Origin of the sequence: Pseudoflavonifractor phocaeensis, from assembly GCF_016901955.1 — a bacterium.
Classification (GTDB): Bacteria; Bacillota; Clostridia; order Oscillospirales; family Oscillospiraceae; genus Flavonifractor; species Flavonifractor phocaeensis_A.
The window spans coordinates 16,682-37,747 of sequence record NZ_JACJLC010000020.1 but is presented as its reverse complement, the minus strand read 5'-3'; the positions used below and the strand labels follow the sequence as shown (position 1 = coordinate 37,747).

Genomic DNA, 21,066 nt, shown 5'->3' with positions numbered 1-21,066 from the left:
AAACATTATACCCCGCTTGGTGGAAAAATGCAAGCTACTGTGCCGCCAACCAGGCAGCTTCCCGGCTGTGGCAGGTGAACAGCAGGATCTGCCGTTCTTTCCCCAGCTCCGCCAGGGCCTCCAGGGCCAGGGCCATGCGGCTGTCATCAAAGTTGGCCAGGGCGTCGTCCAGTACCAGGGGGCAGGGCTCCTCCGACGGCAGCACCAGCTGGCACACTGCCAGCCGTACCGCCAGGTAGAGCTGATCCGCCGTCCCCTGGGACAGGGCCAGGGCCCGCCGGGGCTGGAGACCGCCGGCCTCCTCCGCAAGGGCCTCAAACTGCCGGGTGAGGGAGACAGCGTCGTACTTCCCGCCGGTGAGTTTGGCCAGCAGCTCCCCGGCCCGCTGGTTGAGAGAGGGGGAGAATCGGGCCTGGAGTCCGGCGTGAGCGGTTTCCAGGGCGGCCAGAGCCTGTTCCAGGGCGGCGTGCTCCGCCCGGCGGCGGGAGAGCTCCTCAGTGAGGGCCTCCCGGCGGCTCTCCAGCTCGGCGGGGTCTCCCATGGTCTTCAGCTCCCCCAGGGCCATGGCCAGGCCGCTGCGCAGCCGGGAGAGCTCCGCCGCCCCCGCCTCCAGCCGGCGGGCGGTCTCGGCGGGATCGTACCGGGGTTCCACCCCGGGGTCGGCAAGTCCCTCCTGAGGGGCGGGCAGGCTGTCGGCCAGCTGACGGGCCCCCTCCAGCTTCACCCGGGCGGTGGCCAGCCGCTCCTCCAGGCTCAGGGCCCGGGAGAGGGCGGCGGACACCCCAAAGGTGTCCTTCACCGTGGGGGCAAAGGGGCGCACCAGCTCCAGCAGGGCCTTGCGGGTGGCCTCGTCCCGGGCGATGAGGGCGTCCAGGTCGGCCTGGGCGCTCTCCTTCTGCCGGGCGGCCTGGTCGGCCACCACCTGGGCCTCCCGGTAGGCGTTAGCCCGGGCCAGGATGTCCTGGGGGGTCTGGGCCCCATAGCGTTCCAGCACCTGGGCTCCGGCGGAGGCTGCCCGCTTTTTCCGGAAAGCGGCGGCCACGAACAGACACACGCCGATCCCCACCAGCACGCCGCAGGCCACGCCCCCCATCCAGGGGGCGGGCAGCACCTCTGTAAAGGACAAGACCAGCGAGCCGGCGGCCAGGGCCAGGGCGGCCGCCCCCACCGCATACAGTCCGCCGCAGCGGGGGGCCTCCCCCGCCGCCTGGGCGTCGTCACTGGCCTGCTCCCAGGCCTGGTCGGGGGTCATACCGGGGAACAGAGGGTCCTCCGCTTTGGCGGCGGCCTGCCGGGCGGCGGCGCTGGCCTCCTCCAGCCGGGCCTCAGCCCCCTTCCGGCTGGTGTGGAGGGCGTTGAGCTGGTTCAGCTCCCCCTGGGCCTGCTGGAGCACTTCCTTGTCCGGCGGGGCCCCGTACCGGTTGAGCTCGGCCTCCAGGGTCTCCACCTGGTCCCTGGCCTGGGCCAGGGCTGCCTGGCCCTCCTCCCACCGCCTCCGGCGGGCCTCCATGGCCCGGGCCAGGTGGGCGTCCCGTTCGGCCTCCAGCAGCTTCTGTTCCTCCTGGAGCTTGTCCACCTCCCGCTTGGCCTCCTGGGCCAGCCGGAAGGCCTTGGCGTGGCGGGCCTCCAGCTCCTCCAGTTGGTTCAGTTCTCCCTCCAGGCGGGGGATCAGGCCGGTCTTGTTGTGCTTGCGGCGGTTGAGCCAGTCCCGCAGCCGCCGCTCCACCTGGGAGTAGGACACGTCCTCTTCCCCGCTGGAGGCCAGGGCGGCGATGCGGGCCTCCAGGGCGGGGGCGCCGTCAATGGCGGCCCCGCCCTGTCCCACAAAGGCGGAGCGCTCAAAGACCTCCCGGGGCACGCCGGTGAGGGCCTCCCCCACCGTGTCCCCCGTCAGGCCGGGCACCGGCTCTTCTGTGCCGGTGTACACCGCCTCAAATTTGCCGAAGGGGGTGTTTCCTTTGGGCCCCCGGCGGAGGGTAATGGCCTGACCCTTCCACTCCAGCTCTACCACACCCTCCATGGGGGCGCCGGACCAGGGTTGGTAGCGGTTTTTCTCAGCGATGTAGTTCTGCTTGTCCCGCTCCTTGGTGTTGATGCCGTAGAGCATGGCCCGCAGGAAGGCGGCCCAGGTGGACTTGCCCCCCTCGTTGGGAGCCTGGATGATGTTCAGACCCTCCTTCAGGGTGAGCTCCCGGTGGTCCAGGCCTCCGAAGGTGGCTTTCATGGCTTTGATGATCATGGATATGGATCCTCCCCGTTTTCCAGCGCCGCCAGGGCAAACCGGGCGGCCAGCTCATGGTCGGGGCCACGCTCCTTCAGGGAGCGCAGCAGCAGGCCGGTGAGGCTGTCCTCCCGCACCCGGGCCCACAGGTCCCGGCGTTCCCTGGTGTAGTCCCGCAGGGAGACGGAAAAATACCAGGGCTGGGCCAGAGCGGCCAGGGCGTTCAGGTCGGGGGCGGCAAAATCCCGCTGGCCGGTGAGAGCCAGGCGGCAGATGTCCTCCGACGGTGTGGCGGGCAGGGCGTCCCGAAGGGCGTCGGCGGCGTTCTCCGCCCCGGTGACGTCTACCTCCACGATCTCGTACCGGCGGCCCGCCAGAGGGACGAACCGGGCGGTGAGATCCTCCCGCCGCTCCCCCAGGGTAACCACCAGCACGCCCTTGTCTCCCGTCTCGTCAAAGCCCCGGCCCTCGGGGCAGCCGGGGTAGGCCCACCAGGTCTCCCCCGCCTTTTGCAGGCCGGAATAGCTGTGGATATGGCCCAGGGCCAGATAGTCCAGGCCGCTGGCGGCGATGTCTCCCCGGTCGATGGGGCCGTAGCGGCCCTTGCCCTCCACGTTCCCGTGGAGGACCATCAGGTGGCGCAGCCCGTCGGCGGGGGCGGTAAAGCCCATCAGCGGGGAGCGGTCGGCCTGGGGGGTGGTGAAGGCTGCCCCGTGGACTACGCAGCCCAGCTGGGGCAGCGCCACGCTCTCCACCCCAACCGAGGTGAAAATGTGGACGTTGTCCGGCCAGGCGGTCCCGGCGTACACCGAGCGGGGGTCATAGCAGTCGTGGTTGCCGGGGGCGATGAACACCGGCACCCCCAGCCCCCCCAGGGTGCGGGCCAGCAGCTCCACCGTCTCCTGATAGGTCTGCCCTCCATCCAGCAGGTCGCCGGCCAGCAGCACCAGGTCGGCCTGTTCCTCTTCCGCCAGGTCGGCCAGCCGGGTCAGCAGCTGCCGCTGCTCGGCCCGGCGCTGCCTGGCCTTGTCCGGGGGCAGGGCCCCAAAGGGGGCGTCCAGATGGAAGTCCGCCCCGTGGATCAATTTCAGCATAAATCGTTTCCTTTCCCAATGGGATCATGAGTTCTGACCGGTGGGGAAACGGCAGGCCCTGCGAAAGCGGCTGTCCGTCCATTCCCCTCATCCGGCGTTTGCTGGGCAAATGCCACCGTCCCCCTCAGGGGGAAGGTCAACGGATGGCCCGTATTTGTGGAAGACGGCGATTAGTCCCGGATGTCCACCCGGGCCACCTCCACGCATCTGCCCTGGTCGGTGTCGATGACGAAGAGCACAGCGTCCAGGCGGCAGGGGCCGTCGGCCTGCTCGAACCGCCGGGGCAGCCCCCCCAAAAAGCGGTTGATGGCCTGCTCCGGCCGGATGCCCAGCACGCTGAGGTCCGGGCCGGTCATGCCCAGGTCGGTGACGAACCCCAGCCCCTTGGGCAGGATCCGGGTGTCGGCGGTGGGCACGTGGGTGTGAGTGCCCCACAGGGCCTGGACCCGGCCGTCCAGGTAAAAGCCCATGGCCCCCTTTTCGCTGGTGGCCTCGGCGTGGAAGTCGGCCAGCACCACGTCCACGCCCTCCATCCGCTTTAAGATCCGGTCGGCGGTGGTAAAGGGATTTTCAAAATTGCTGTCCATTTCACACCGGCCGATCAGATTCATCACCCCGATGCGCAGGCCCTTTGGCCCGTCGTACACCCCCCAGCCCCGGCCGGGCACCCGGTTGGTATAGTTGGCGGGGCGGAGGGTATAGCGGTCGCTGTCCAGAAAGTCGGCGATCTGGATGCGGTTCCAGGTGTGGTTGCCCAGGGTGATCACGTCGGCCCCGGCGTCAAAGATCTCCCGGGCCTGCCGGGGCAGGATGCCCACCCCCGAGGCGTTTTCCCCGTTGACCACGGTAAAGTGGGCGTCCACCCGCTTTTTCAGGCTGCGGAGGTGGCGGGTCAGGCAGTCCAGCCCGGCGTCTCCTACCACATCTCCCACGGCCAGTACGTTCAGCTTCATATCAGGTCTTCCTCTCTGTGTTGGCGCAATACAAACATTATATGTGATTTTGGCGAAAAGGGCAATCGTTCTTTCTTGGGGGGCCAATGACCCTTTACTTCCCCAAAGTGCCTGTGATATAATAATGGAAAAACCACATCATATGATTATGAAAACCAGAAAGGGGGACCTGATATGGAGGAGATCAGCGAGCTGAAGGAACGGCTGGAGCGGGAGCGCCCGGTGGAGTGGGAGGGCTTCCCCGACATCGGCCTGTATATGGATCAGCTCATCAACTATATGCCCCGACAGCTCATCCACTACGGCGAGGGGGAGGCCCTTACCTCCGCTATGGTGAACAATTATATTAAGGATGGGGCCATGCCCCGGGCGGAGGGCAAACGATACTCCCGCACCCACCTGGCTTACCTCACCGCCTTGTGCGCATTGAAGCAGGTGCTGTCGGTGAAGGACGCGGGCCTGCTGCTGGCGGCGGCGGCCAGGGGCCATGAGTCCCGGGAGATGTATGAATTGTTCCGTATGGAGCTGGACCGGGCCCTGGATGTGACCTCCGGCTCCCTGGATCCCTTGGCGGCGGAGGAGGACCTGCCCGGCCTGGCCATGTCCCTGGCCCTGCGCAGTTACGCGGACAAACTGGCCTGCCAGCGGATCCTGGAGCTGCTGCGGGCCAAGGAGCCCCAGTCGGAGAAGAAGCAAAAAGGCAAGTCCTGATTGTATTATCGAGAGAGGATATCACAGGAGGTTATTGATAATATGGCAGATTATGTGATTTTAACCGATTCCTCCGCCGATCTGTCGGCGGAACTGGTGGCAGAGCTGGAGGTGGAGGTGCTCCCCCTGTCCTTCACCATGGAGGAAAAGACCTATCGCAACTGGCCGGACAACCGGGAGATGGACCCGGCCAAATTCTACCAGAGGCTGCGGGATGGAGGGCTGGCCACCACCTCCGCCATCAACGTGGGGGACTATACTGACGCCATTGAGCCCATCCTGAAGGCGGGGAAGGACGTGCTGGTGCTGGCTTTTTCCTCCGGCCTGTCCACCACCTGCAACTCCGCCCGGATCGCCGCCCACGACCTGTCCGAGCAGTATCCTGACCGGACGGTGGCGGTGGTGGACACCCTGTGCGCCTCCCTGGGCCAGGGCCTGCTGGTGTGGTACGCCGCCCAGCGGCGGAAGGCGGGCCAAAGCCTGGAGGAGGTCCGGACCTGGGTGGAGGAGCACAAGCTGAACCTGTGCCACTGGTTCACTGTGGATGACCTGATGTTCCTCAAGCGGGGGGGCCGGATCTCGGCGGCCACCGCTGTGCTGGGTACCATGCTGTCCATCAAGCCGGTGATGCATGTGGACGACGAGGGGCATCTCATCAAGGTGGGCACCGCCCGGGGCCGGGGGGCCTCCCTGAAGGCTCTGGTGGACCACATGGAGGAGACCGTCCTGGATTTGAAGGACCAGGTTATTTTTATCAGCCACGGCGACTGCCTGGCTGACGCCCAGAAGGTGGCCCAGGACGTGCGGCAACGCTTTGGGGTGGAGACCGTCATCATCAATTATGTGGGACCGGTGATCGGCGCCCACTCGGGGCCGGGCACCGTGGCCCTGTTCTTCCTGGGGAGTAAACGCTGATGGAGGATATCAAGTGGCTGGAGGTCACGGTGGACACCCCCCGGGCCGGGCTGGAGGCTCTGTGCGCCCGGCTCACCGGCAACGGGGTCAACGGGTTTTCCATCGAGGACGAAGAGGATTTCAAGCAGTTTCTGGAGCAAAACCGGCAATATTGGGACTATGTGGACGAGGAGCTGCTGGAGCGGATGCGGGGCGTGTGCCGGGTGAAGTTCTATGTCACCGACGACGCTCACGGCCGGGCCCAGCTGGTCCAGTGGATGGAGGGCGTGGATCTGCCCTATTCCACCGCCGTGCTGGGGGAGAACGACTGGGCCCACAGCTGGCAGAAATATTATAAGCCCATGGCGGTGGGAGAACGGCTGTGGATCGTGCCAGAGTGGGAGCGGGGCCAGGAAATGCCCCAGGGCAAGGTGCCGGTGTACCTGAACCCGGGGCTCACCTTCGGCACCGGCAGCCACTCCTCCACCCGGCTGTGTCTCATGGGGCTGGAGGAGTACACCGTCCCCGGCCAGCCGGTGCTGGACCTGGGCTGCGGCAGCGGTATTTTGTCCATTGCCGCTCTCAACCTGGGGGCCTCCGCCGCCGTTGCGGTGGATATCGACCCCAAGGCCGCCGACGTGGCCTATGAAAACGCCGCCCTCAACGGCATTGGAAAGGACCGGTATACCGTCCGGGCGGGGGATGTGCTGTCTGACAAGGCCCTGGCCGCAGAGCTGGGCCGGCAGCGGTATCCCCTGGTGCTGGCCAACATCGTGGCCGATGTGATCATTCCCCTGTCCGCCAAGGCGGGGGATTACCTGACAGAGGACGGGGTGTTTTTGTGCTCCGGCATCATTGATACCCGGGCCGGAGAGGTCCAGGCCGCCCTGGAGCGCAACGGCCTGAAGGTGTTCCGCCGCCGGGAGGAAAAGGGTTGGGTGTCTCTGGCTGCCCGGAAAGGGTGAATGGAGTCAGGAGTTAGAAGATAGGAGATATCGTAGGGGCGACCCTTGTGGTCGCCCGGCGATACGTTGGCCGCCCCGTCGCGGCAGCTGTCGTAGGGGCCGGCGTCCCCGGCGGCCCGCCGCGCCGATCCCCACCTCGTCACGTCGGGCGGGTCTGGGACCCGCCCCTACGGACGAATTGGGCGCGTAGGAGCGGATATCGTCCGCCCGGCGGTCCCCGTCTCGTTTCCGATCCTGGCAATAAAAAAGCTGCCGCTTTCACCAAGCGGCAGCTTTTTTTATCCGGTTTTATTCGGCGGAGATCATATAGTAGTACACCGGCTGACCGCCCGCCAGCAGGGTAATCTCGGCATTGGGGCAGCACTGGGTAAAGAGCTCCAGGGCCTTCTGGGCCTCCTTTTCGGACACGTCCTCTCCGTAGAAGATGTTGATGAACTCGGCGGACTGCTGGGCGTCGGCCTCAGCCAGGCGGCGGAGCAGCTTTTCGATCTTCCGGTCGGTGCCAAAGAGCTGGTGCTCGGTGAGGGCCAGGTAGTCTCCCCGCTTGATGGCAAAGCCGTCAAAGTCGGAGTCCCGGGCGGCGTAGGTGATCTCAGAGGTGGTGACCTTGCTCAAAGCCTCGGTCATGGCGGCCACGTTGTCCTCCTGAGAGGCCTCCGGGTCCATGACCATCAGGGCGGAGATGCCCTGGGGGATGGACTTGGTGGGGAGCACCACCACCTGCTTGCCCTCGGCCAGCCGGACGCACTGCTCGGCGGCCATAATGATATTCTTGTTGTTGGGGAGCACAAAGACGATCTCCGCCGGTGTGGCGTCGATCTCCTTCATAATGTCGTCGGTGGAGGGGTTCATGGTCTGCCCTCCGCTGATGACCCCGTCGGCCCCCAGGTCCTTGAACACGGCGGCCAGCCCCTCGCCGGCGGCCACGGTGACCACACCGTACTTCTTCTCGGGGGCGGCGATGACCCGGCCCTTCTCCTCCTGGTGGTCGTCCTCCAGGTCGTCGGTGCTCTGGATGTGCCGTCCGGCGGCCAGATCCTCCGCCTGGGTGCGCATGTTCTCGATCTTGGCCAGCTCCAGGGTGCCGTACTTCTGGGCCTCGGTGAGGGCGGCGCCGGGGATGTCGGTGTGGACATGGACCTTGAAGCAGTCGTCGTCCTCTCCGATGACCAGGCTGTCGCCGATGCTGTTCAGATAGGCTTCAAAGGAGGTCAGCTCCTTGTTGGTGGTCTTACGGACGATGAACACCGTGTCAAAGGTAAAAGTGATCTCCTCGGCGGCAATGGCGGCATAGTCGGTCTTCTGCTCGGCCTTGCTCTCCTCGGCCCCCTCGGGCAGCGGCTCTCCCCGCAGGGAGTCCAGCATGCCCCGGAGGATCACCAGGAAGCCCTCGCCGCCAGCGTCCACCACCCCGGCTTTTTTCAGAACCGGGTTCATCTCGGTGGTGTGCTCCAGAGCCACCTGCCCCTCGGCGATGGCGGCCTCCAGCACGCCCTCCGGATCGTTGGGGGAATTGCGGGCGGCGTCGGCGGCCCGGGCGGCAGCCAGCCGGGAGACGGTAAGGATGGTGCCCTCGGCGGGCTTCATGACGGCCTTGTAGGCGGCGGCCACGCCAAAGTCCAGGGCGATGGCCAGATCCCGGCCGTCGATCTCCACCTTGTCCTTCACTGCCTTGGAGAAGCCCCGGAAGAGCAGGGACAGGATGACCCCTGAGTTGCCCCGGGCCCCCCGCAGCAGGGCGGAGGCGGTGGTGGCGGTGGCCTCCCCCACGGTGCGGGGCTGCTTTTTCTTCAGCTCGGCGGCGGCGGTGGCGATGGTCAGGCCCATATTGGTGCCGGTGTCGCCGTCGGGAACGGGGAATACGTTCAGCTCGTTGATATGCTGTTTTTGCACGTTGATGGCGGCCGCGGCATGGATGATGGCCTGGGCGAAAGACGCTCCGTCAATACGCTCTCTCATGTCTGTGTTCCTTCCTTTCGATGGACGGCCCGTCAGCCGATGACCATGGAGTCGATGCAAACATCCACGCTGCGCACGGTGGCGCCGGTGGTGCGCTGCACGATATAGCGGACCTCGCTCATGATGGAACGGCTCACCGCCATCAGGTTGACGCCGTTGTCCACAATAATGTGCAGCTCAATGGAGACGGAGGAATCCTCGTTGTAGGTGACCTTGACGCCCTTGCCCATAGACTCCCGGCGGAGCAGGTGGACCAGGCCATCCCGCTTGGAGCGCACGGCCATACCCTTCACGCCGTAGCAGTTGGTGGCGGCGGCGCCGGTGATGTTGGTAAATACCTCGCTGCTGATGGTGATCTCGCCCAGTTCTGTTTGCAGCTTCATAGACGCGTCCCTTCCTTTCCTGGGGTGTGTACCCGCGATCCCCGCCGTAGCAGGGGGAATTCCACTGATTGTCCTTTTATTGTATTCTATTTTTGCCCAAAATACAAGGGAAAAAAGTTTCGGTAAAGTATGACCTCGCACTTGTATTTTTCCACAGAAACGTGTACACTGTACCCATCAGCATTTTGTGTACCAACCAAAAGGAGGCTGTCTGGACTATGAAAAAATATTTCTTTCTGATCGTGAAGATGCTGGCCGCTCTGGCCGCGCTGGGCGCGGTGATCTACGCCGTGGTCGCATACTGGGATAAGATCATGGAGCTGCTCTGCAAGGGCAAGAGCATGATCTCCGGCTGCGACGACGACTGCGCCATGGAGGACGTGGACTTCGCCGACTGGGAGGAGTAACCATTTACTGCAAAGGCCGCTGCCACAGGCAGCGGCCTTTTTTTGCGGATGGGCGGGCGGATCATATCCGCCCCTACGCAGCTGGACGGAGCCATGACCTTCCCCCCACAGGGGGGAAGGTGGCCCGCAGAGCCGGATGAGGGGTCCTGTCGCTGGTTGACACCGGGCGGGCAGCACTGGGAGGACGATGTCCGCTCCCACGTCACGGTTTTTCGCGCACGGGCTCCAGCCGGCCAAAGTACCAGCCGGTGACCCCGTCCTTTTTCACCAGGGCCCGGTCTGTTCCCTGCCAGATCACCGACAGCCGGTCTCCGGGGGACACCTTCGGCCGGTAGTCGGTGGATTCTTTGCACCGGGTCCCCTGGGGGGAGGCGTACAGGAATCCGGTGGGAATGTCCACCAGCCGGCCGCTCTCCGGGTGGAAGCAGCGGCACAGGGCCTCTCCCCGCTCCGCCACCTTCACCAGGTTGTGGCCCCAGCGGATGTTTACCGATGAGGGGCTTTCCTCCTGGCCGTCCAGGGCCACGGCGGCGGGCAGGCCGTCATAGGCAAACCAGGTGAAAGCTCCGCCGGGGGCCTGGGGGAGCACCAGGGCGTTGAGCTGGGCGTCGGGCTGGAGGCCGCAGCCCCCGTCGATGGACACGATGCGGGGCCTCTCCGCCACCAGAGGCCGGCTGGCGGGGATCTCCGGCCGGTAGAGGGTCACAGGGGTGTGACCCACCACACACCACCGGCGGAAGGTATGGCCCTGGTCCAGGAAAAAGTCATTTTTCATGCAGGTCCAGGCGGGCGTCTCGTTCAGCTTGTCCTCGTCGGGCACGCCCCCGTGGACGAACAGATAGTCAGGAGTGAGGAGCACGTGGGGCATGGCGTCCAGGAAGGCCAGCTCGGGCTGGTAGTGGGCCAGGATCACCTGCCGCAGGCCGGGCAGATCCTCCGGTCCGTGGGTCAGAAAGCCCGCCAGCCGCCCCATCTGAAGCAGCAGGCTCCGATCCCGCCAGATGTTGAGGTAGTGGTGAAAAAATTCCGGCCGGACGGCGGGGTGCTTTACAAACTCCACCGCTAGGTCGTCGCAGTTCCCACGGACGAAATACACCGTCCGCCGGGCGGCCAGGTCCATGAGCCATCGGAGCGTGGCCAGGCTGTCCGGTCCCTTTTCCACCAGGTCCCCCAGAAAGATGAGGATATCGTCGGGGCCGTACCCCGCCTGGTCCAGCACCCCTTTCAGCAGGCCCAGGCAGCCGTGGACGTCGCTGAGCACCAGCACCCGCCGCCCCGGCGGCAGCTGGGGCCGCTCAATTCTGGCCATCTGTCCCACGGCTGACACTCCTTTCTTATACGGAAACTGATTTTTGCGCCTGATACAACTTTGCGTATTCGCCATTCCGTTCCATCAGCTGCTGATGGGTGCCCTCCTCGGCGATGCCGCAGCCGTCGATGACGATGATACGGTGGGCCGAGCGGATGGTGGACAGCCGGTGAGCGATGATGAGGGTGGTGCGGCCCACGGCCAGGGCGTCAAAGGCGGACTGGATGCGGGCCTCGGTAACGCTGTCCAGGGCAGAGGTGGCCTCGTCCAAAATGAGGATAGGAGGATTTTTCAGGAAGATACGGGCAATGGATACCCGCTGCTTTTGACCGCCGGAGAGCATGACGCCCCGCTCTCCCACCTGGGTCTGGAAGCCGTTGGGCATCTCCATGATATCGTCGTAGATCTCCGCCCGTTTGGCGGCCTCCACGATCTCGGCCTCGGTGGCGTCAGGCCGGCCATAGCGGATGTTGTCGTAAATGGTGCCGGCAAAGAGGAACACGTCCTGCTGGACGATGCCGATCTGCGCCCGGAGGGAGTGCTGCTTCAGCTCCCGCACGTCCTGGCCATCCACCAGGATCCGGCCCTGGGTGGCGTCGTAGAACCGGGGGATGAGCTGGCACAGGGTGGATTTGCCGCCTCCCGAGGGGCCCACCACCGCTACCGTCTCTCCGGGGCTGACGTGGAGGGTGACGTGCTCCAGCACCGGCTCGGGGGAGGACTCATACCGGAAGGTCACGTCGTCCACCAGAATGTCCCCCTTCACCCCAGTGAGCTCCCGGGCGTCGGGGGCGTCCTGGATGTCGGGCTCCACCCGCATCAGCTCCACGAACCGCTTGAAGCCCGCCATGCCCTGCATGAACTGCTCCACAAAGGCGGACAGCTTGCGGATGGGGGTAATAAAGGTGGTGACGTACAGGGCGAAGGTGGTCAGGTCGATGAAGTCCATCTGCTCCTTCATGATGAGGAAGCCGCCGAAGGCGATGACCACCACCGACAGGATACCCATGAAAAACTCCATTCCCGACTGGTAGAAGGCCATCACCCGGTAGTAGCCCCGCTTGGCCCCCCGGAACTGGTCGTTGGCGGCGTTGAACTTGGCGCTCTCGGCGTCCTCATTGGCGAAGGCCTTGGCGGTGCGCATGCCGGAGATGGAGGACTCCACCTCTCCGTTGATCCCCGCCAGCTTGGCCTTCACCTCGATGGAGGCTTTCATCATCTTTTTCCGGGTGAGGGAGGTGAAGAGGATGAAAATAGGGATGACGGCAAACACCACCAGAGCCAGCTGCCACCGGATGGTGAGCATGATGCCGAAGGCTCCCAGAATGGTCACCGAGGAGATAAACAGGTCCTCGGGGCCGTGGTGGGCCAGCTCGGTGATCTCGAAGAGGTCGCCGGTGACCCGGCTCATCAGCTGGCCGGTGCGGTTTTTGTCGTAAAAGGCGAAGGACAAATCCTGCATATGGGTGAACAGGTCCCGGCGGATGTCCGCCTCCATCCGCACCCCCAGCAGGTGGCCCCAGTAGGTGACGATGAAGTAAAAAACACCTTTCAGCACATAGGCCAGGGCCAGAGCGGCCATGACGGCGAAAAAGGCGGTGTACAGCTTATTGGGCAGCAGATCCTGCATGGCCGCCCGGGATACCATGGGAAAGAGCAGGTCCACCAGGCAGATACACAGGGCGCACACCATGTCCAGCAGGAAGAGCTTCCAGTGGGGCTTGTAATAGGAGGCGAATATCCTCAGATACCCCCGGCTTTTGAAATCTTTGGTATGGGTCATGTCGGTCTCCTCTCAAAAATCCGTTACCTTATAGTATATCCCGCTCCCTCCGACCTTGTCAACCGAGGAGACAGGGATGAGATAGGAGATATCGTAGGGGCGGATATCATCCGCCCGCATGACCTTCCCCCCACTGGGGGGAAGGTGGCATTTGCGGAGCAAATGACGGATGAAGGGGGCCCTCGCGTCGGACATTTGGCCCACTCTACCGCCGTTCGGTTGCCAAACGGCGGGTGGGACGGTATGATAGGCGTGAGGTGATGGTATGTACCAGGTGGACAGACAGGCCTTCGGAGCCTTTGTGGCCAGTCTCCGGAAGGACAAGGGCTATACCCAGAAGGAGCTGGCCCAGCGGCTCCACATTACCGACAAGGCGGTGAGCAAGTGGGAGACCGGCGCCTCTATACCGGACACTGCTCTGCTCATCCCTCTGGCGGAGGAGCTGGGGGTGACGGTGACCGAGCTGCTGCTCTGCCGCCGCCAGGAGCGGGACATGGCGGCGGAGGACGTGGACGGCGTGGTGCGCGCCGCCCTGGACTATGCCGGGGAAAAACCCCGGCGGGCCTGGGGGGAAAAAAGCCTGTGGCCCCTGTGGTATGTTCTGGCGCTGGCTGCCGGGTGTGTGGAGCTGTGGCTGTGCTGGCGGCTGGGGCTGGCCATGGAGGGCCTGGTCACGCCGGTGCTGCTGGGGGCGGGCTTCGGGGCCTACTTCTGCTTTTTTGCCCTGCTCAGGCTGCCTCCCTTATACGATCAGTACCCCATGTCCTTTTTCCACGACGGGCCCATCCGGATGAACCTGCCTGGGGTGACCATCAATAACCGCAACTGGCCCCACATGGTAAATGTGGGCCGGGTATGGTGCTGCAGCGCCATGGCGGGAGTGCCATTGGTGGGGTTGCTCCTGGGCGGCATCAGCCCCGCCCTGTGGGCGGCGGTCCAGCTGGCGGTGGTGCTGACTCTTACCCTGGGCGGGCTGTTTATCCCCATGTATGTGGTAGGGAAAAAATATCAGTGACCCCATATGGGCCTGTTGCAAAATAACGCAACAGGCCCCAATTTTGTCATCCTGAGCGTCAGCGAAGGACCTTTCCTGCCAGTTTGGCAATCACAGAAAGATTCTTCGCCCCTTTGGGGCTCAGAATGACAGCTGTGTTCTATTTTGCAACGATCCCATATTTTTGCCCTCCCCTTGCCACCGGCAGGCCAGGGTGATACAATAGGCTGGATTTTGTGTGGAAAAGAGAGCTGTATCATGTTGGAATATTTACTGATGGTAGCTTCCCAGGTGGGAACGGTCTTTCTGATGATGGCGGTGGGCTTTCTCCTGGCCAAGGGGGGCAAGCTGGATCGGGCGGGCATTCCCCAGCTGACCAACCTGTTGCTCAACGCGGTGCTGCCCTGTATGCTGGTGGACGCCCTGCAGATCGAGCGATCCCCGGAGCTGCTGGGTGCCATGGGGTACGCCGCCCTTCTGGCCTTCGGGCTGTATGTGATCTACTGCCTGCTCACCGCTCCCCTGTTCCCCCGCAAGCCCCAGGCCACCGGCAAGGCCCTGCGGTTCGGGGTGCTCTACGGCAACGTGGGCTTTATGGGCATCCCTCTGGTGCAGATGGTGCTGGGAGACGATGCCATGATCTTTGGGATCATCACCCTGATGGTGTTCAACCTGTTCAACTGGAGCCAGGGAGTGCTGCTGATGGGAGGAAAGGAGCAGGTTTCCCTGAAACAGGCGGTGGTCAATCCGGGCATCCTGGGGGTGCTCACCGGCCTGGTCCTATTCCTGTGCGGCGTCACCCTGCCCCCCATGGTGGGCAACGCGGTGAGCTTCCTGGGCAGCATGAACACCCCCCTGGCCATGGTGATCATTGGGGCCCAGATGGCTATGGCCGACTGGAAGGCAACCTTCCGGGACAGGGGTATCCTGTGCGCCGCCGCCCTCAAGCTGGTGGCCATGCCCCTGCTCACCGCCCTGCTGCTCTACCCCATCCATCCGGAGCCCGACCTGTACTGCACCCTGGTGATCCTGGCGGCGGTGCCTACCGCCAGCATTACCGCCATGTTTGCCCAGCGGTACAGCCAGGACGTGACCCGCAGCGCCCAGCTGGTCACCCTGTCCACCCTGTGCTCGGTGCTCACCCTGCCCTGCTTCGCGGTGCTGGCGGCGGTGCTCAGCGGGAACGCCTGAGAACAAAACGGTTAAAAATACTTACAATATGCATATATCCATTTACGGCGGCGGCGGGAAATGTTAAAATGAGATGACCATCCCACCGGGGGCGGGGCTTTGCCCTGCCCAAAAAATGGAGGTACCCATGAAGAAACTGTCCATACTGTCCGGAGCCCTGGCTCTGGTCTTGCTTGCTGCCTGTTCCTCCGGCGGTCCGTCGGGGGCCTCTCCCCAGGTCCAGAGTCCGGAGACCGCCACGGCCGCCCTTTCCGCCAGCCCGTCGGAGCCGCCCCAGTGGAGCAGCCAGGTCTTTGCCGACACCTATTACGCGGAGGACGGTACCATGGTGATGGATGTACGCTACACCCTGCCCATGGTGGAAAATACCGATACCTGCCCCGCCGGGGAGGCCATCAACGCCTGGTACAAGGACTACGGCGAGAACTGCCTGGCCGAGGCGGCCAGTGGCGCGGCGGAAGCGGAGGGGGACTACGACTCCTCCAAATCCACCCAGCTGCCCTTTACCCCCACCAGCCATGAGATGAGCTACGAGGTGCTGCTGGACAACGACCAGGTCATCAGCATCAGCCGGGAGTGGTACATCGGCACCGGGGCGGCCTATCCCACGGTGTTTCGCCTGGGAGACAACTTCGATCCCCAGACCGGTATCAAGCTGGCCGCCGCCGACTTTTTCACCGATGCCGAGACGGTGAAGGACCGGGTGGTGGAGGCCTTCCTGACCTGCGCCGAGATCATGGAGGGGAGCTTTACCAAGGAGCAGGTGGAGGAGGTCTATCAGGCCGAGCAGTTCTGCCTGACCCAGGAGGGGTATGTGTTCTGGATCCAGGGCAACACCCTGCCCGCCCTCCACTCCCCCGTGTCGGTGACCATTCCCTATTCCGCGCTGAAGGACGTGAGTATGTATGCCGCCCAGTAAATTTGCCCAGGGCCAGACCTATTCCCTGACCATTGAGGGCTACGGCAGCGACGGAGCCGGAGTGGCCCGGCTGGAGGGTATGGTGGTCTTTGTGGCCGGAGGCGTTCGGGGGGAAAGATGCCGGGTGCGTCTCACCCATGTGGGTCGCTCCGCCCTGTGGGGAACGGTGGTGGCGGTGGAGACCCCCTCCCCTGCCCGTATCCAGCCCGACTGCCCTTACTTTGGCCGGTGCGGCGGCTGCCAGTTCCGCCATCTGACCTATGCCGAGGAGCTGGAGGCCAAGCGGACCCGGGTGGAGGACTGCCTCCGCCGGCTGGGAGGCGCGGACATCCGGGTCACGGAGATCCTGGGAGCCGACCAGCCTCAGGGCTATCGCAACAAGGCCCAGTATCCGGTGGCCCCCGGGCCCGCCATCGGCTTCTATCGCCTTCGCACCCACCAGGTGGTGGATGTGGCCGACTGTCGGCTCCAGAGCCGGGCGGCCTCCAATCTGCGGGAGGGAGTGAAGGCATGGATGACTGCCTATCGCATTCCCGCTTATGACGAAAAGCGGAAAAGCGGCCTGGTGCGCCATGTGTATGTCCGCACCAACCGGCAGGGCCGAAGCCTGTGCTGCCTGTTGGTAAACGGGGTGGGCGTGCCCCGGGAGCACGAGCTGGTGGAGGCCCTCCGCTCCGCCGAACCTGGCCTGGCCGGGGTGGTGCTGGGGGTGAACCAGAGCCATAGCAATGTGATCCTGGGGGAGTCCTACCGCACCCTGTGGGGGGCGGACCACCTGGAGGACACCCTGTGCGGTTACGCCTTCCGGCTGTCGGTACCCTCCTTCTACCAGGTGAACCCCCGGCAGACCGAGGTGCTGTACAGCAAGGCCTATGAATTGGCGGGACTGACGGGACAGGAGACCGTGCTGGATCTGTACTGCGGCATTGGCACCATTTCCCTGGTGATGGCCCGGGGGGCCCGTCAGGTGTGGGGAGCTGAGGTAGTGCCCCAGGCGGTGGACGACGCGGTGGAAAACGCCCGGCGGAACCATGTGAACAACGTCCGCTTCCTGTGCGCCGACGCCGGGGAGGCCGCCCGCCGGCTGGCGGCGGAGGGCCTGCGGCCGGATGTGGTGTGCGTGGACCCGCCCCGGAAGGGGCTGGCGGAGGACGTGGTGGACACCATCGCCGCCATGGCCCCGGAGAAGGTGGTGTATGTCTCCTGCGACCCGGCCACCCTGGGCCGGGACGTGAAGCGGTTCGCGGAGCGGGGCTATGCTCTCCAGACCGCCGTAGCGGTGGATATGTTCCCCCGCACTGTCCACGTCGAGACAATAGTGTTGCTACAAAGAGAAACCTTGTAGAAATCCTTAGATTTAGGCACTTTTCCCGCCATGTGGTGTTTGACGCAGAGGGTGATAAATTCCGCAATAAGCGTATTGAGGACTATATCACGGTTTCGGTAGTTATTGATATGGAGTGTGGGAACACAAAAAACTAAATAGTTGACTGAAAAGGACATCGTGCAAGCGGTGTCCTTTTCTTTTAGGCGAAACCGCAGATTTTGAAACAGTCTGCGACTTTTTTATGCCCTTATGTTACGCAGTAGGGGCAGAAAAAGCCTTGATACAAGCGGCTTTGCGGGCGCGTTTCTCACGCGGTAAGGGCTTTATCCCTAAACCCTCAAAATCGCTGTTCTACTGCGTAACAAATCCACAGCAAAGGAGTGATGAAGCTATGGCAGTTTTCCGCGTGGAGAAAAGCAGGGGCTACACCGTAATGAGCAACCACCACCTACGCAACAAGGAGCTTTCCTTAAAGGCAAAGGGGCTTTTGTCGCAGATGTTGTCCTTGCCGGAAGATTGGGACTACACCCTTGCGGGACTGTCCCATATCAACCGGGAAAGTATCGACGCGATCCGCACCGCCGTATGGGAGCTTGAAAAAGCCGGATATATCACAAGGCGGCAGGGACGCGACGAAAAAGGTAAAATGGCGGCAATCGAGTACACCATTTACGAGCAGCCGCAGCCCCCGTCATTGGAAAACCCGATATTGGAAAATCCAACAACGGATAAGCCGGTATTGGAAAATCCGACAACGGAAAACCCGACGTCGGATAATCCAACGCAAATAAATAAAGAAGAACAAAGAACTGACTTACCAAAAAAAGAAAAATCAAATACGGATTTATCAAATACCCATTCCATTCCTATCCTTTCCCCTAACCCCTCTCCTTTGGGGGACGACGCGGCAGAGCCGCAGGAATGGAAGCGAAAGGAAGCGGCAGCACAGAGCGCATTTGAGATTTACGAGGAAATCATCAAGGACAATATCGAGTACGACATTCTCAAACAGAATATGCCCTACGATTATGACAGGTTAGATGAAATCGTCGATCTCATGCTGGAAACGGTCTGCACCCGGAGAAAGACAATCCGTATTGCCGGGGACGACTACCCGGCGGAGCTTGTCAAGGCAAAGTTTATGAAGCTGGACAGCGAGCATATCCGTTTTGTCCTGGACTGTATGCGGGAGAACACAACCAAAATCCGCAACATCAAGCAGTATTTACGGGCGGTGCTGTTCAATGCCCCGTCCACTATCGGCAACTATTACACTTCCCTTGTCGCTCACGATATGGCGAGCGGCGCACTTGCGCCGAGAAAGCCGAAGTTTGGCGACCCGGACTATTACTCATGCAACGAGGGCGAAAGCCTGTAAAACCAAAGGAGGACGCTTTATGAAACAGGGAGCTTTGATTTTTGATGAAACCGCCGACCGTTACGACATTCGATTTGACCTTGCCGACTACTACGGCGGCTTGCATTGCGGCGAGTGCATGGAGGTGTTCGCGGGCGGCAAATGGAAACCGACCCGCATTGAGTACGGGGAGAATTGGTATCTTGTGGGTGTCCGCGCCGAGGACTTGAACGGTCTGCGGGTGCGGATTTAAGCGGGGCGACGTGAAGAACGGACGCCCTGTTTTTATGCCACAAAGCGGCGTACCACCCTAAAAATCATCGAAAGGAGGACGGTAAATGCAAGATGAAGTAAACGAGAAAGTTGTTGCCCTATCCATTAAGACCTCAAAGCTGACCGCCGAAGTGCTGCAAAAAGCCATGAAAGCGGTTTTAGCCAAAGGCAAGCAGCAGCTTTCCAAAGCCCCGCATGGGAAAATCTCTATGCGGCAGCTTATGAAACCGGGCGAAAAGGTAACGAATATTGAGATCACCGACGCGAATATCAAAGCCTTTGACGCTATCGCAAAGAAAAACGGGCTTGATTATAACGTCAAGCGGATAGAGAACGGCAAGCCGCCGACCTACCTTGTTTCCTTTCGGGGCAAGGATATTGACGTGATGACCGAAGCATTTAGGGAGTTTTCCGCAAAGAAGCTCTCACGGGAGCAAAAGCCCTCTATCCTCAAAGCGTTAGCGTCCTTTAAGGAAGCGGCAAAGCAGCTCAACGCAAACCGCCAAAAGACAAAACACAAGGACAGGGGGATTGAGCTATGAAGCCGAAAATCAAGAAACTGCTTATCCTCAATGCCCCGTATCTGCTCTTTGTGTATCTTTTTGATAAAGTCGGACAGGCGGTGCGTCTTGCCCCCGGCGCGGATATGAGCGCAAAGCTCCTGTCTATCGGGGACGGTTTTTCCGCCGCTTTTTCAAATGCCTTTCCGAGTGTTCACCCCGCCGACCTGTTGATCGGGCTTGCGGGCGCGGTAATCGTCCGGCTTGCCGTCTACATCAAGGGCAAGAACGCGAAGAAATACCGCAAAGGCATTGAATACGGCTCTGCACGTTGGGGCAAAGCCGAAGATATAAAGCCCTACATCGACCCGGTTTTTCAAAACAATGTGCTGCTCACGCAGACGGAACGGCTGACGATGAACAGCCGCCCGAAGCAGCCGAAGTACGCAAGGAATAAAAATATCCTTGTGATCGGCGGCTCCGGCTCCGGCAAGACAAGGTTTTTTGTGAAGCCGAACTTAATGCAAATGCACAGCAGCTATGTTGTTACCGACCCGAAAGGCACCGTCTTAATCGAGTGCGGAAAGCTCTTGCAGCGCGGCGGGTACAAGATAAAAGTGCTGAATACGATAAACTTCAAGAAATCCATGCGATATAACCCCTTTGTGTATATCCGCAGCGAGAAAGACATTTTGAAGCTGGTAAATACCATTATCGCCAACACCAAAGGCGACGGGGAAAAATCTGGCGAGGATTTTTGGGTGAAATCGGAACGGCTCTTTTACTGCGCTCTGATTGGCTATATCTACTACGAAGCCCCGGAAGCGGAAAAGAACTTTACGACGCTGCTTGAAATGATAAACGCCAGCGAAGCCCGCGAGGACGACCCGGAGTTTCAAAGCCCGGTTGACCTCATGTTTGAACGGCTGGAAGAAAAAGACCCGGAACATTTCGCTGTCCGGCAGTATAAGAAATTCCTGCTTTCGGCGGGTAAAACACGTTCCTCAATCCTCATTTCCTGCGGGGCGCGGCTTGCCCCCTTTGACATACGGGAACTGCGGGAACTCATGGAAACCGACGAAATGGAGCTTGACACGCTGGGCGACCGCAAAACGGCGTTATTCGTTATCATTTCCGACACCGACGATACCTTTAATTTTGTCGTATCAATCCTTTACACGCAGCTTTTCAATCTCCTTTGCGACAAGGCAGATGATGTGTACGGCGGGCGGCTGCCCGTCCATGTGCGCTGTCTGTTAGACGAGTTTGCGAACATCGGACAAATCCCGAAGTTTGAAAAGCTGATCGCCACCATACGAAGCCGGGAAATTTCCGCTTCTATCATTCTGCAAAGTCAATCGCAGTTAAAGGCAATTTACAAAGATAACGCCGATACCATAGTCGGCAACTGCGACACCACGCTTTTCCTCGGCGGCAAGGAGAAAACGACCCTCAAAGAAATATCGGAAATCTTGGGGAAAGAAACGATTGACAGCTTCAATACCTCGGAAACACGCGGACGGGAGCTGTCCCACGGGCTGAACTTCCAAAAGCTCGGCAAGGAGCTTATGACGCAGGACGAAATCGCCGTCATGGACGGCGGCAAATGTATCTTGCAGCTACGGGGTGTGCGCCCGTTCTTTTCCGACAAGTACGATATAACGCAGCACCCGAACTACAAATACCTCTCCGACTATGACAAGAAAAACGCCTTTGATATGGAAAAGCACTTGCGACGCCGCCCCGCAATCGTCAAGCCGGACGAAGTATTTGACTACTACGCCATAGACGCCGCCGACCTGTAAGGCGGCGCAGAAAGGAGGTTT

General features: G+C 61.9%; 19 protein-coding genes. 12 read left to right on the top strand and 7 right to left on the bottom strand.

Annotation, left to right across the window (positions count from 1 at the left end; genetic code table 11):
- Nucleotides 1-34 precede the first annotated feature (34 nt).
- The 3 genes from H6B51_RS18055 to H6B51_RS06640 all read right to left on the bottom strand — a co-directional run bounded on the left by H6B51_RS18055 (nucleotide 35) and on the right by H6B51_RS06640 (nucleotide 4,268).
- On the bottom strand, nucleotides 35-2,239 hold the full coding sequence (locus H6B51_RS18055; protein WP_204882934.1) for an ATP-binding protein: 2,205 nt from the start codon (nucleotides 2,237-2,239) through the stop codon (nucleotides 35-37).
- Entirely contained in the window at nucleotides 2,236-3,315 is a 1,080-nt protein-coding gene (locus H6B51_RS06645; protein WP_204882933.1) for a metallophosphoesterase family protein, read from the bottom strand. The genes H6B51_RS18055 and H6B51_RS06645 overlap by 4 nt, the downstream gene beginning before the upstream one ends.
- A 170-nt stretch (nucleotides 3,316-3,485) precedes the next feature.
- Nucleotides 3,486-4,268, bottom strand: a complete 783-nt coding sequence (locus H6B51_RS06640; protein ID WP_204882932.1) for a TIGR00282 family metallophosphoesterase — start codon at nucleotides 4,266-4,268, stop codon at nucleotides 3,486-3,488.
- Nucleotides 4,269-4,442: 174 nt separating this feature from the next.
- Here H6B51_RS06640 and H6B51_RS06635 point away from each other — a divergent pair, with 174 nt between their 5' ends.
- From H6B51_RS06635 to prmA, 3 genes are read left to right on the top strand one after another with little or no spacing between them, the layout of a single operon-like run.
- Nucleotides 4,443-4,979: a DUF1836 domain-containing protein gene (locus tag H6B51_RS06635; RefSeq protein ID WP_204882931.1), complete on the top strand. Its 537-nt coding sequence runs from the start codon at nucleotides 4,443-4,445 to the stop codon at nucleotides 4,977-4,979.
- 42 nt (nucleotides 4,980-5,021) lie between these two features.
- The gene (locus H6B51_RS06630; protein ID WP_204882930.1) at nucleotides 5,022-5,894 is read left to right on the top strand and encodes a DegV family protein; all 873 of its coding nucleotides are present in this window, start codon (nucleotides 5,022-5,024) and stop codon (nucleotides 5,892-5,894) included.
- Nucleotides 5,894-6,838 (top strand): 50S ribosomal protein L11 methyltransferase, encoded by a 945-nt coding sequence (prmA, locus tag H6B51_RS06625; RefSeq protein ID WP_204882929.1) that lies wholly within the window; start codon nucleotides 5,894-5,896, stop codon nucleotides 6,836-6,838. Before H6B51_RS06630 ends, prmA begins: the two co-directional genes overlap by 1 nt.
- A 288-nt stretch (nucleotides 6,839-7,126) precedes the next feature.
- Here the strand turns inward: prmA and H6B51_RS06620 are convergent, their stop codons facing one another.
- The gene (locus tag H6B51_RS06620) at nucleotides 7,127-8,797 is read right to left on the bottom strand and encodes a DAK2 domain-containing protein (protein ID WP_204882928.1); all 1,671 of its coding nucleotides are present in this window, start codon (nucleotides 8,795-8,797) and stop codon (nucleotides 7,127-7,129) included.
- A 32-nt stretch (nucleotides 8,798-8,829) separates the two neighbouring features.
- Nucleotides 8,830-9,180: an Asp23/Gls24 family envelope stress response protein gene (locus tag H6B51_RS06615; protein WP_204882927.1), complete on the bottom strand. Its 351-nt coding sequence runs from the start codon at nucleotides 9,178-9,180 to the stop codon at nucleotides 8,830-8,832.
- 218 nt (nucleotides 9,181-9,398) lie between these two features.
- Here H6B51_RS06615 and H6B51_RS06610 point away from each other — a divergent pair, with 218 nt between their 5' ends.
- The gene (locus tag H6B51_RS06610; protein ID WP_204882926.1) at nucleotides 9,399-9,587 is read left to right on the top strand and encodes a hypothetical protein; all 189 of its coding nucleotides are present in this window, start codon (nucleotides 9,399-9,401) and stop codon (nucleotides 9,585-9,587) included.
- Nucleotides 9,588-9,789: 202 nt separating this feature from the next.
- Here the strand turns inward: H6B51_RS06610 and H6B51_RS06605 are convergent, their stop codons facing one another.
- The gene (locus H6B51_RS06605; RefSeq protein WP_243421168.1) at nucleotides 9,790-10,896 is read right to left on the bottom strand and encodes a metallophosphoesterase; all 1,107 of its coding nucleotides are present in this window, start codon (nucleotides 10,894-10,896) and stop codon (nucleotides 9,790-9,792) included.
- Nucleotides 10,897-10,921: 25 nt separating this feature from the next.
- Nucleotides 10,922-12,679 (bottom strand): ABC transporter ATP-binding protein, encoded by a 1,758-nt coding sequence (locus H6B51_RS06600; RefSeq protein ID WP_204882924.1) that lies wholly within the window; start codon nucleotides 12,677-12,679, stop codon nucleotides 10,922-10,924.
- A 265-nt stretch (nucleotides 12,680-12,944) separates the two neighbouring features.
- On the opposite strand from H6B51_RS06600, the gene H6B51_RS06595 reads away from it, so the two are divergent.
- The 8 genes from H6B51_RS06595 (at nucleotide 12,945) to H6B51_RS06560 (ending at nucleotide 21,045) form a co-directional block, all read left to right on the top strand.
- Entirely contained in the window at nucleotides 12,945-13,694 is a 750-nt protein-coding gene (locus H6B51_RS06595; protein WP_204882923.1) for a helix-turn-helix domain-containing protein, read from the top strand.
- A 237-nt stretch (nucleotides 13,695-13,931) separates the two neighbouring features.
- A complete protein-coding gene (locus H6B51_RS06590) occupies nucleotides 13,932-14,864 on the top strand; it encodes an AEC family transporter (protein ID WP_204882922.1) in 933 nt (310 codons plus the stop codon).
- A gap of 127 nt (nucleotides 14,865-14,991) precedes the next feature.
- Nucleotides 14,992-15,783, top strand: a complete 792-nt coding sequence (locus H6B51_RS06585) for a polysaccharide deacetylase family protein (RefSeq protein WP_204882921.1) — start codon at nucleotides 14,992-14,994, stop codon at nucleotides 15,781-15,783.
- Entirely contained in the window at nucleotides 15,770-17,128 is a 1,359-nt protein-coding gene (gene rlmD, locus H6B51_RS06580) for a 23S rRNA (uracil(1939)-C(5))-methyltransferase RlmD (protein ID WP_204882920.1), read from the top strand. The genes H6B51_RS06585 and rlmD overlap by 14 nt, the downstream gene beginning before the upstream one ends.
- Nucleotides 17,129-17,501: 373 nt before the next feature.
- Nucleotides 17,502-18,488, top strand: coding sequence for a DUF6017 domain-containing protein (locus H6B51_RS06575; protein WP_204882919.1), 987 nt, complete (start codon nucleotides 17,502-17,504; stop codon nucleotides 18,486-18,488).
- Nucleotides 18,489-18,507: 19 nt separating this feature from the next.
- The gene (locus tag H6B51_RS06570) at nucleotides 18,508-18,720 is read left to right on the top strand and encodes a DUF5348 domain-containing protein (protein ID WP_009270790.1); all 213 of its coding nucleotides are present in this window, start codon (nucleotides 18,508-18,510) and stop codon (nucleotides 18,718-18,720) included.
- Nucleotides 18,721-18,805: 85 nt separating this feature from the next.
- Entirely contained in the window at nucleotides 18,806-19,282 is a 477-nt protein-coding gene (locus tag H6B51_RS06565; RefSeq protein ID WP_204882918.1) for a PcfB family protein, read from the top strand.
- On the top strand, nucleotides 19,279-21,045 hold the full coding sequence (locus tag H6B51_RS06560) for a VirD4-like conjugal transfer protein, CD1115 family (protein WP_204882917.1): 1,767 nt from the start codon (nucleotides 19,279-19,281) through the stop codon (nucleotides 21,043-21,045). Before H6B51_RS06565 ends, H6B51_RS06560 begins: the two co-directional genes overlap by 4 nt.
- Nucleotides 21,046-21,066: the final 21 nt, after the last annotated feature.

Coding starts and splice junctions, on each gene's coding strand:
- H6B51_RS18055 (WP_204882934.1), bottom strand. CDS start 2,239: ATGATCATCAAAGCCATGAAAGCCACCTTCGGAGGCCTGGACCACCGG.
- H6B51_RS06645 (WP_204882933.1), bottom strand. CDS start 3,315: ATGCTGAAATTGATCCACGGGGCGGACTTCCATCTGGACGCCCCCTTT.
- H6B51_RS06640 (WP_204882932.1), bottom strand. CDS start 4,268: ATGAAGCTGAACGTACTGGCCGTGGGAGATGTGGTAGGAGACGCCGGG.
- H6B51_RS06635 (WP_204882931.1), top strand. CDS start 4,443: ATGGAGGAGATCAGCGAGCTGAAGGAACGGCTGGAGCGGGAGCGCCCG.
- H6B51_RS06630 (WP_204882930.1), top strand. CDS start 5,022: ATGGCAGATTATGTGATTTTAACCGATTCCTCCGCCGATCTGTCGGCG.
- prmA (WP_204882929.1), top strand. CDS start 5,894: ATGGAGGATATCAAGTGGCTGGAGGTCACGGTGGACACCCCCCGGGCC.
- H6B51_RS06620 (WP_204882928.1), bottom strand. CDS start 8,797: ATGAGAGAGCGTATTGACGGAGCGTCTTTCGCCCAGGCCATCATCCAT.
- H6B51_RS06615 (WP_204882927.1), bottom strand. CDS start 9,180: ATGAAGCTGCAAACAGAACTGGGCGAGATCACCATCAGCAGCGAGGTA.
- H6B51_RS06610 (WP_204882926.1), top strand. CDS start 9,399: ATGAAAAAATATTTCTTTCTGATCGTGAAGATGCTGGCCGCTCTGGCC.
- H6B51_RS06605 (WP_243421168.1), bottom strand. CDS start 10,896: ATGGCCAGAATTGAGCGGCCCCAGCTGCCGCCGGGGCGGCGGGTGCTG.
- H6B51_RS06600 (WP_204882924.1), bottom strand. CDS start 12,679: ATGACCCATACCAAAGATTTCAAAAGCCGGGGGTATCTGAGGATATTC.
- H6B51_RS06595 (WP_204882923.1), top strand. CDS start 12,945: ATGTACCAGGTGGACAGACAGGCCTTCGGAGCCTTTGTGGCCAGTCTC.
- H6B51_RS06590 (WP_204882922.1), top strand. CDS start 13,932: ATGTTGGAATATTTACTGATGGTAGCTTCCCAGGTGGGAACGGTCTTT.
- H6B51_RS06585 (WP_204882921.1), top strand. CDS start 14,992: ATGAAGAAACTGTCCATACTGTCCGGAGCCCTGGCTCTGGTCTTGCTT.
- rlmD (WP_204882920.1), top strand. CDS start 15,770: ATGCCGCCCAGTAAATTTGCCCAGGGCCAGACCTATTCCCTGACCATT.
- H6B51_RS06575 (WP_204882919.1), top strand. CDS start 17,502: ATGGCAGTTTTCCGCGTGGAGAAAAGCAGGGGCTACACCGTAATGAGC.
- H6B51_RS06570 (WP_009270790.1), top strand. CDS start 18,508: ATGAAACAGGGAGCTTTGATTTTTGATGAAACCGCCGACCGTTACGAC.
- H6B51_RS06565 (WP_204882918.1), top strand. CDS start 18,806: ATGCAAGATGAAGTAAACGAGAAAGTTGTTGCCCTATCCATTAAGACC.
- H6B51_RS06560 (WP_204882917.1), top strand. CDS start 19,279: ATGAAGCCGAAAATCAAGAAACTGCTTATCCTCAATGCCCCGTATCTG.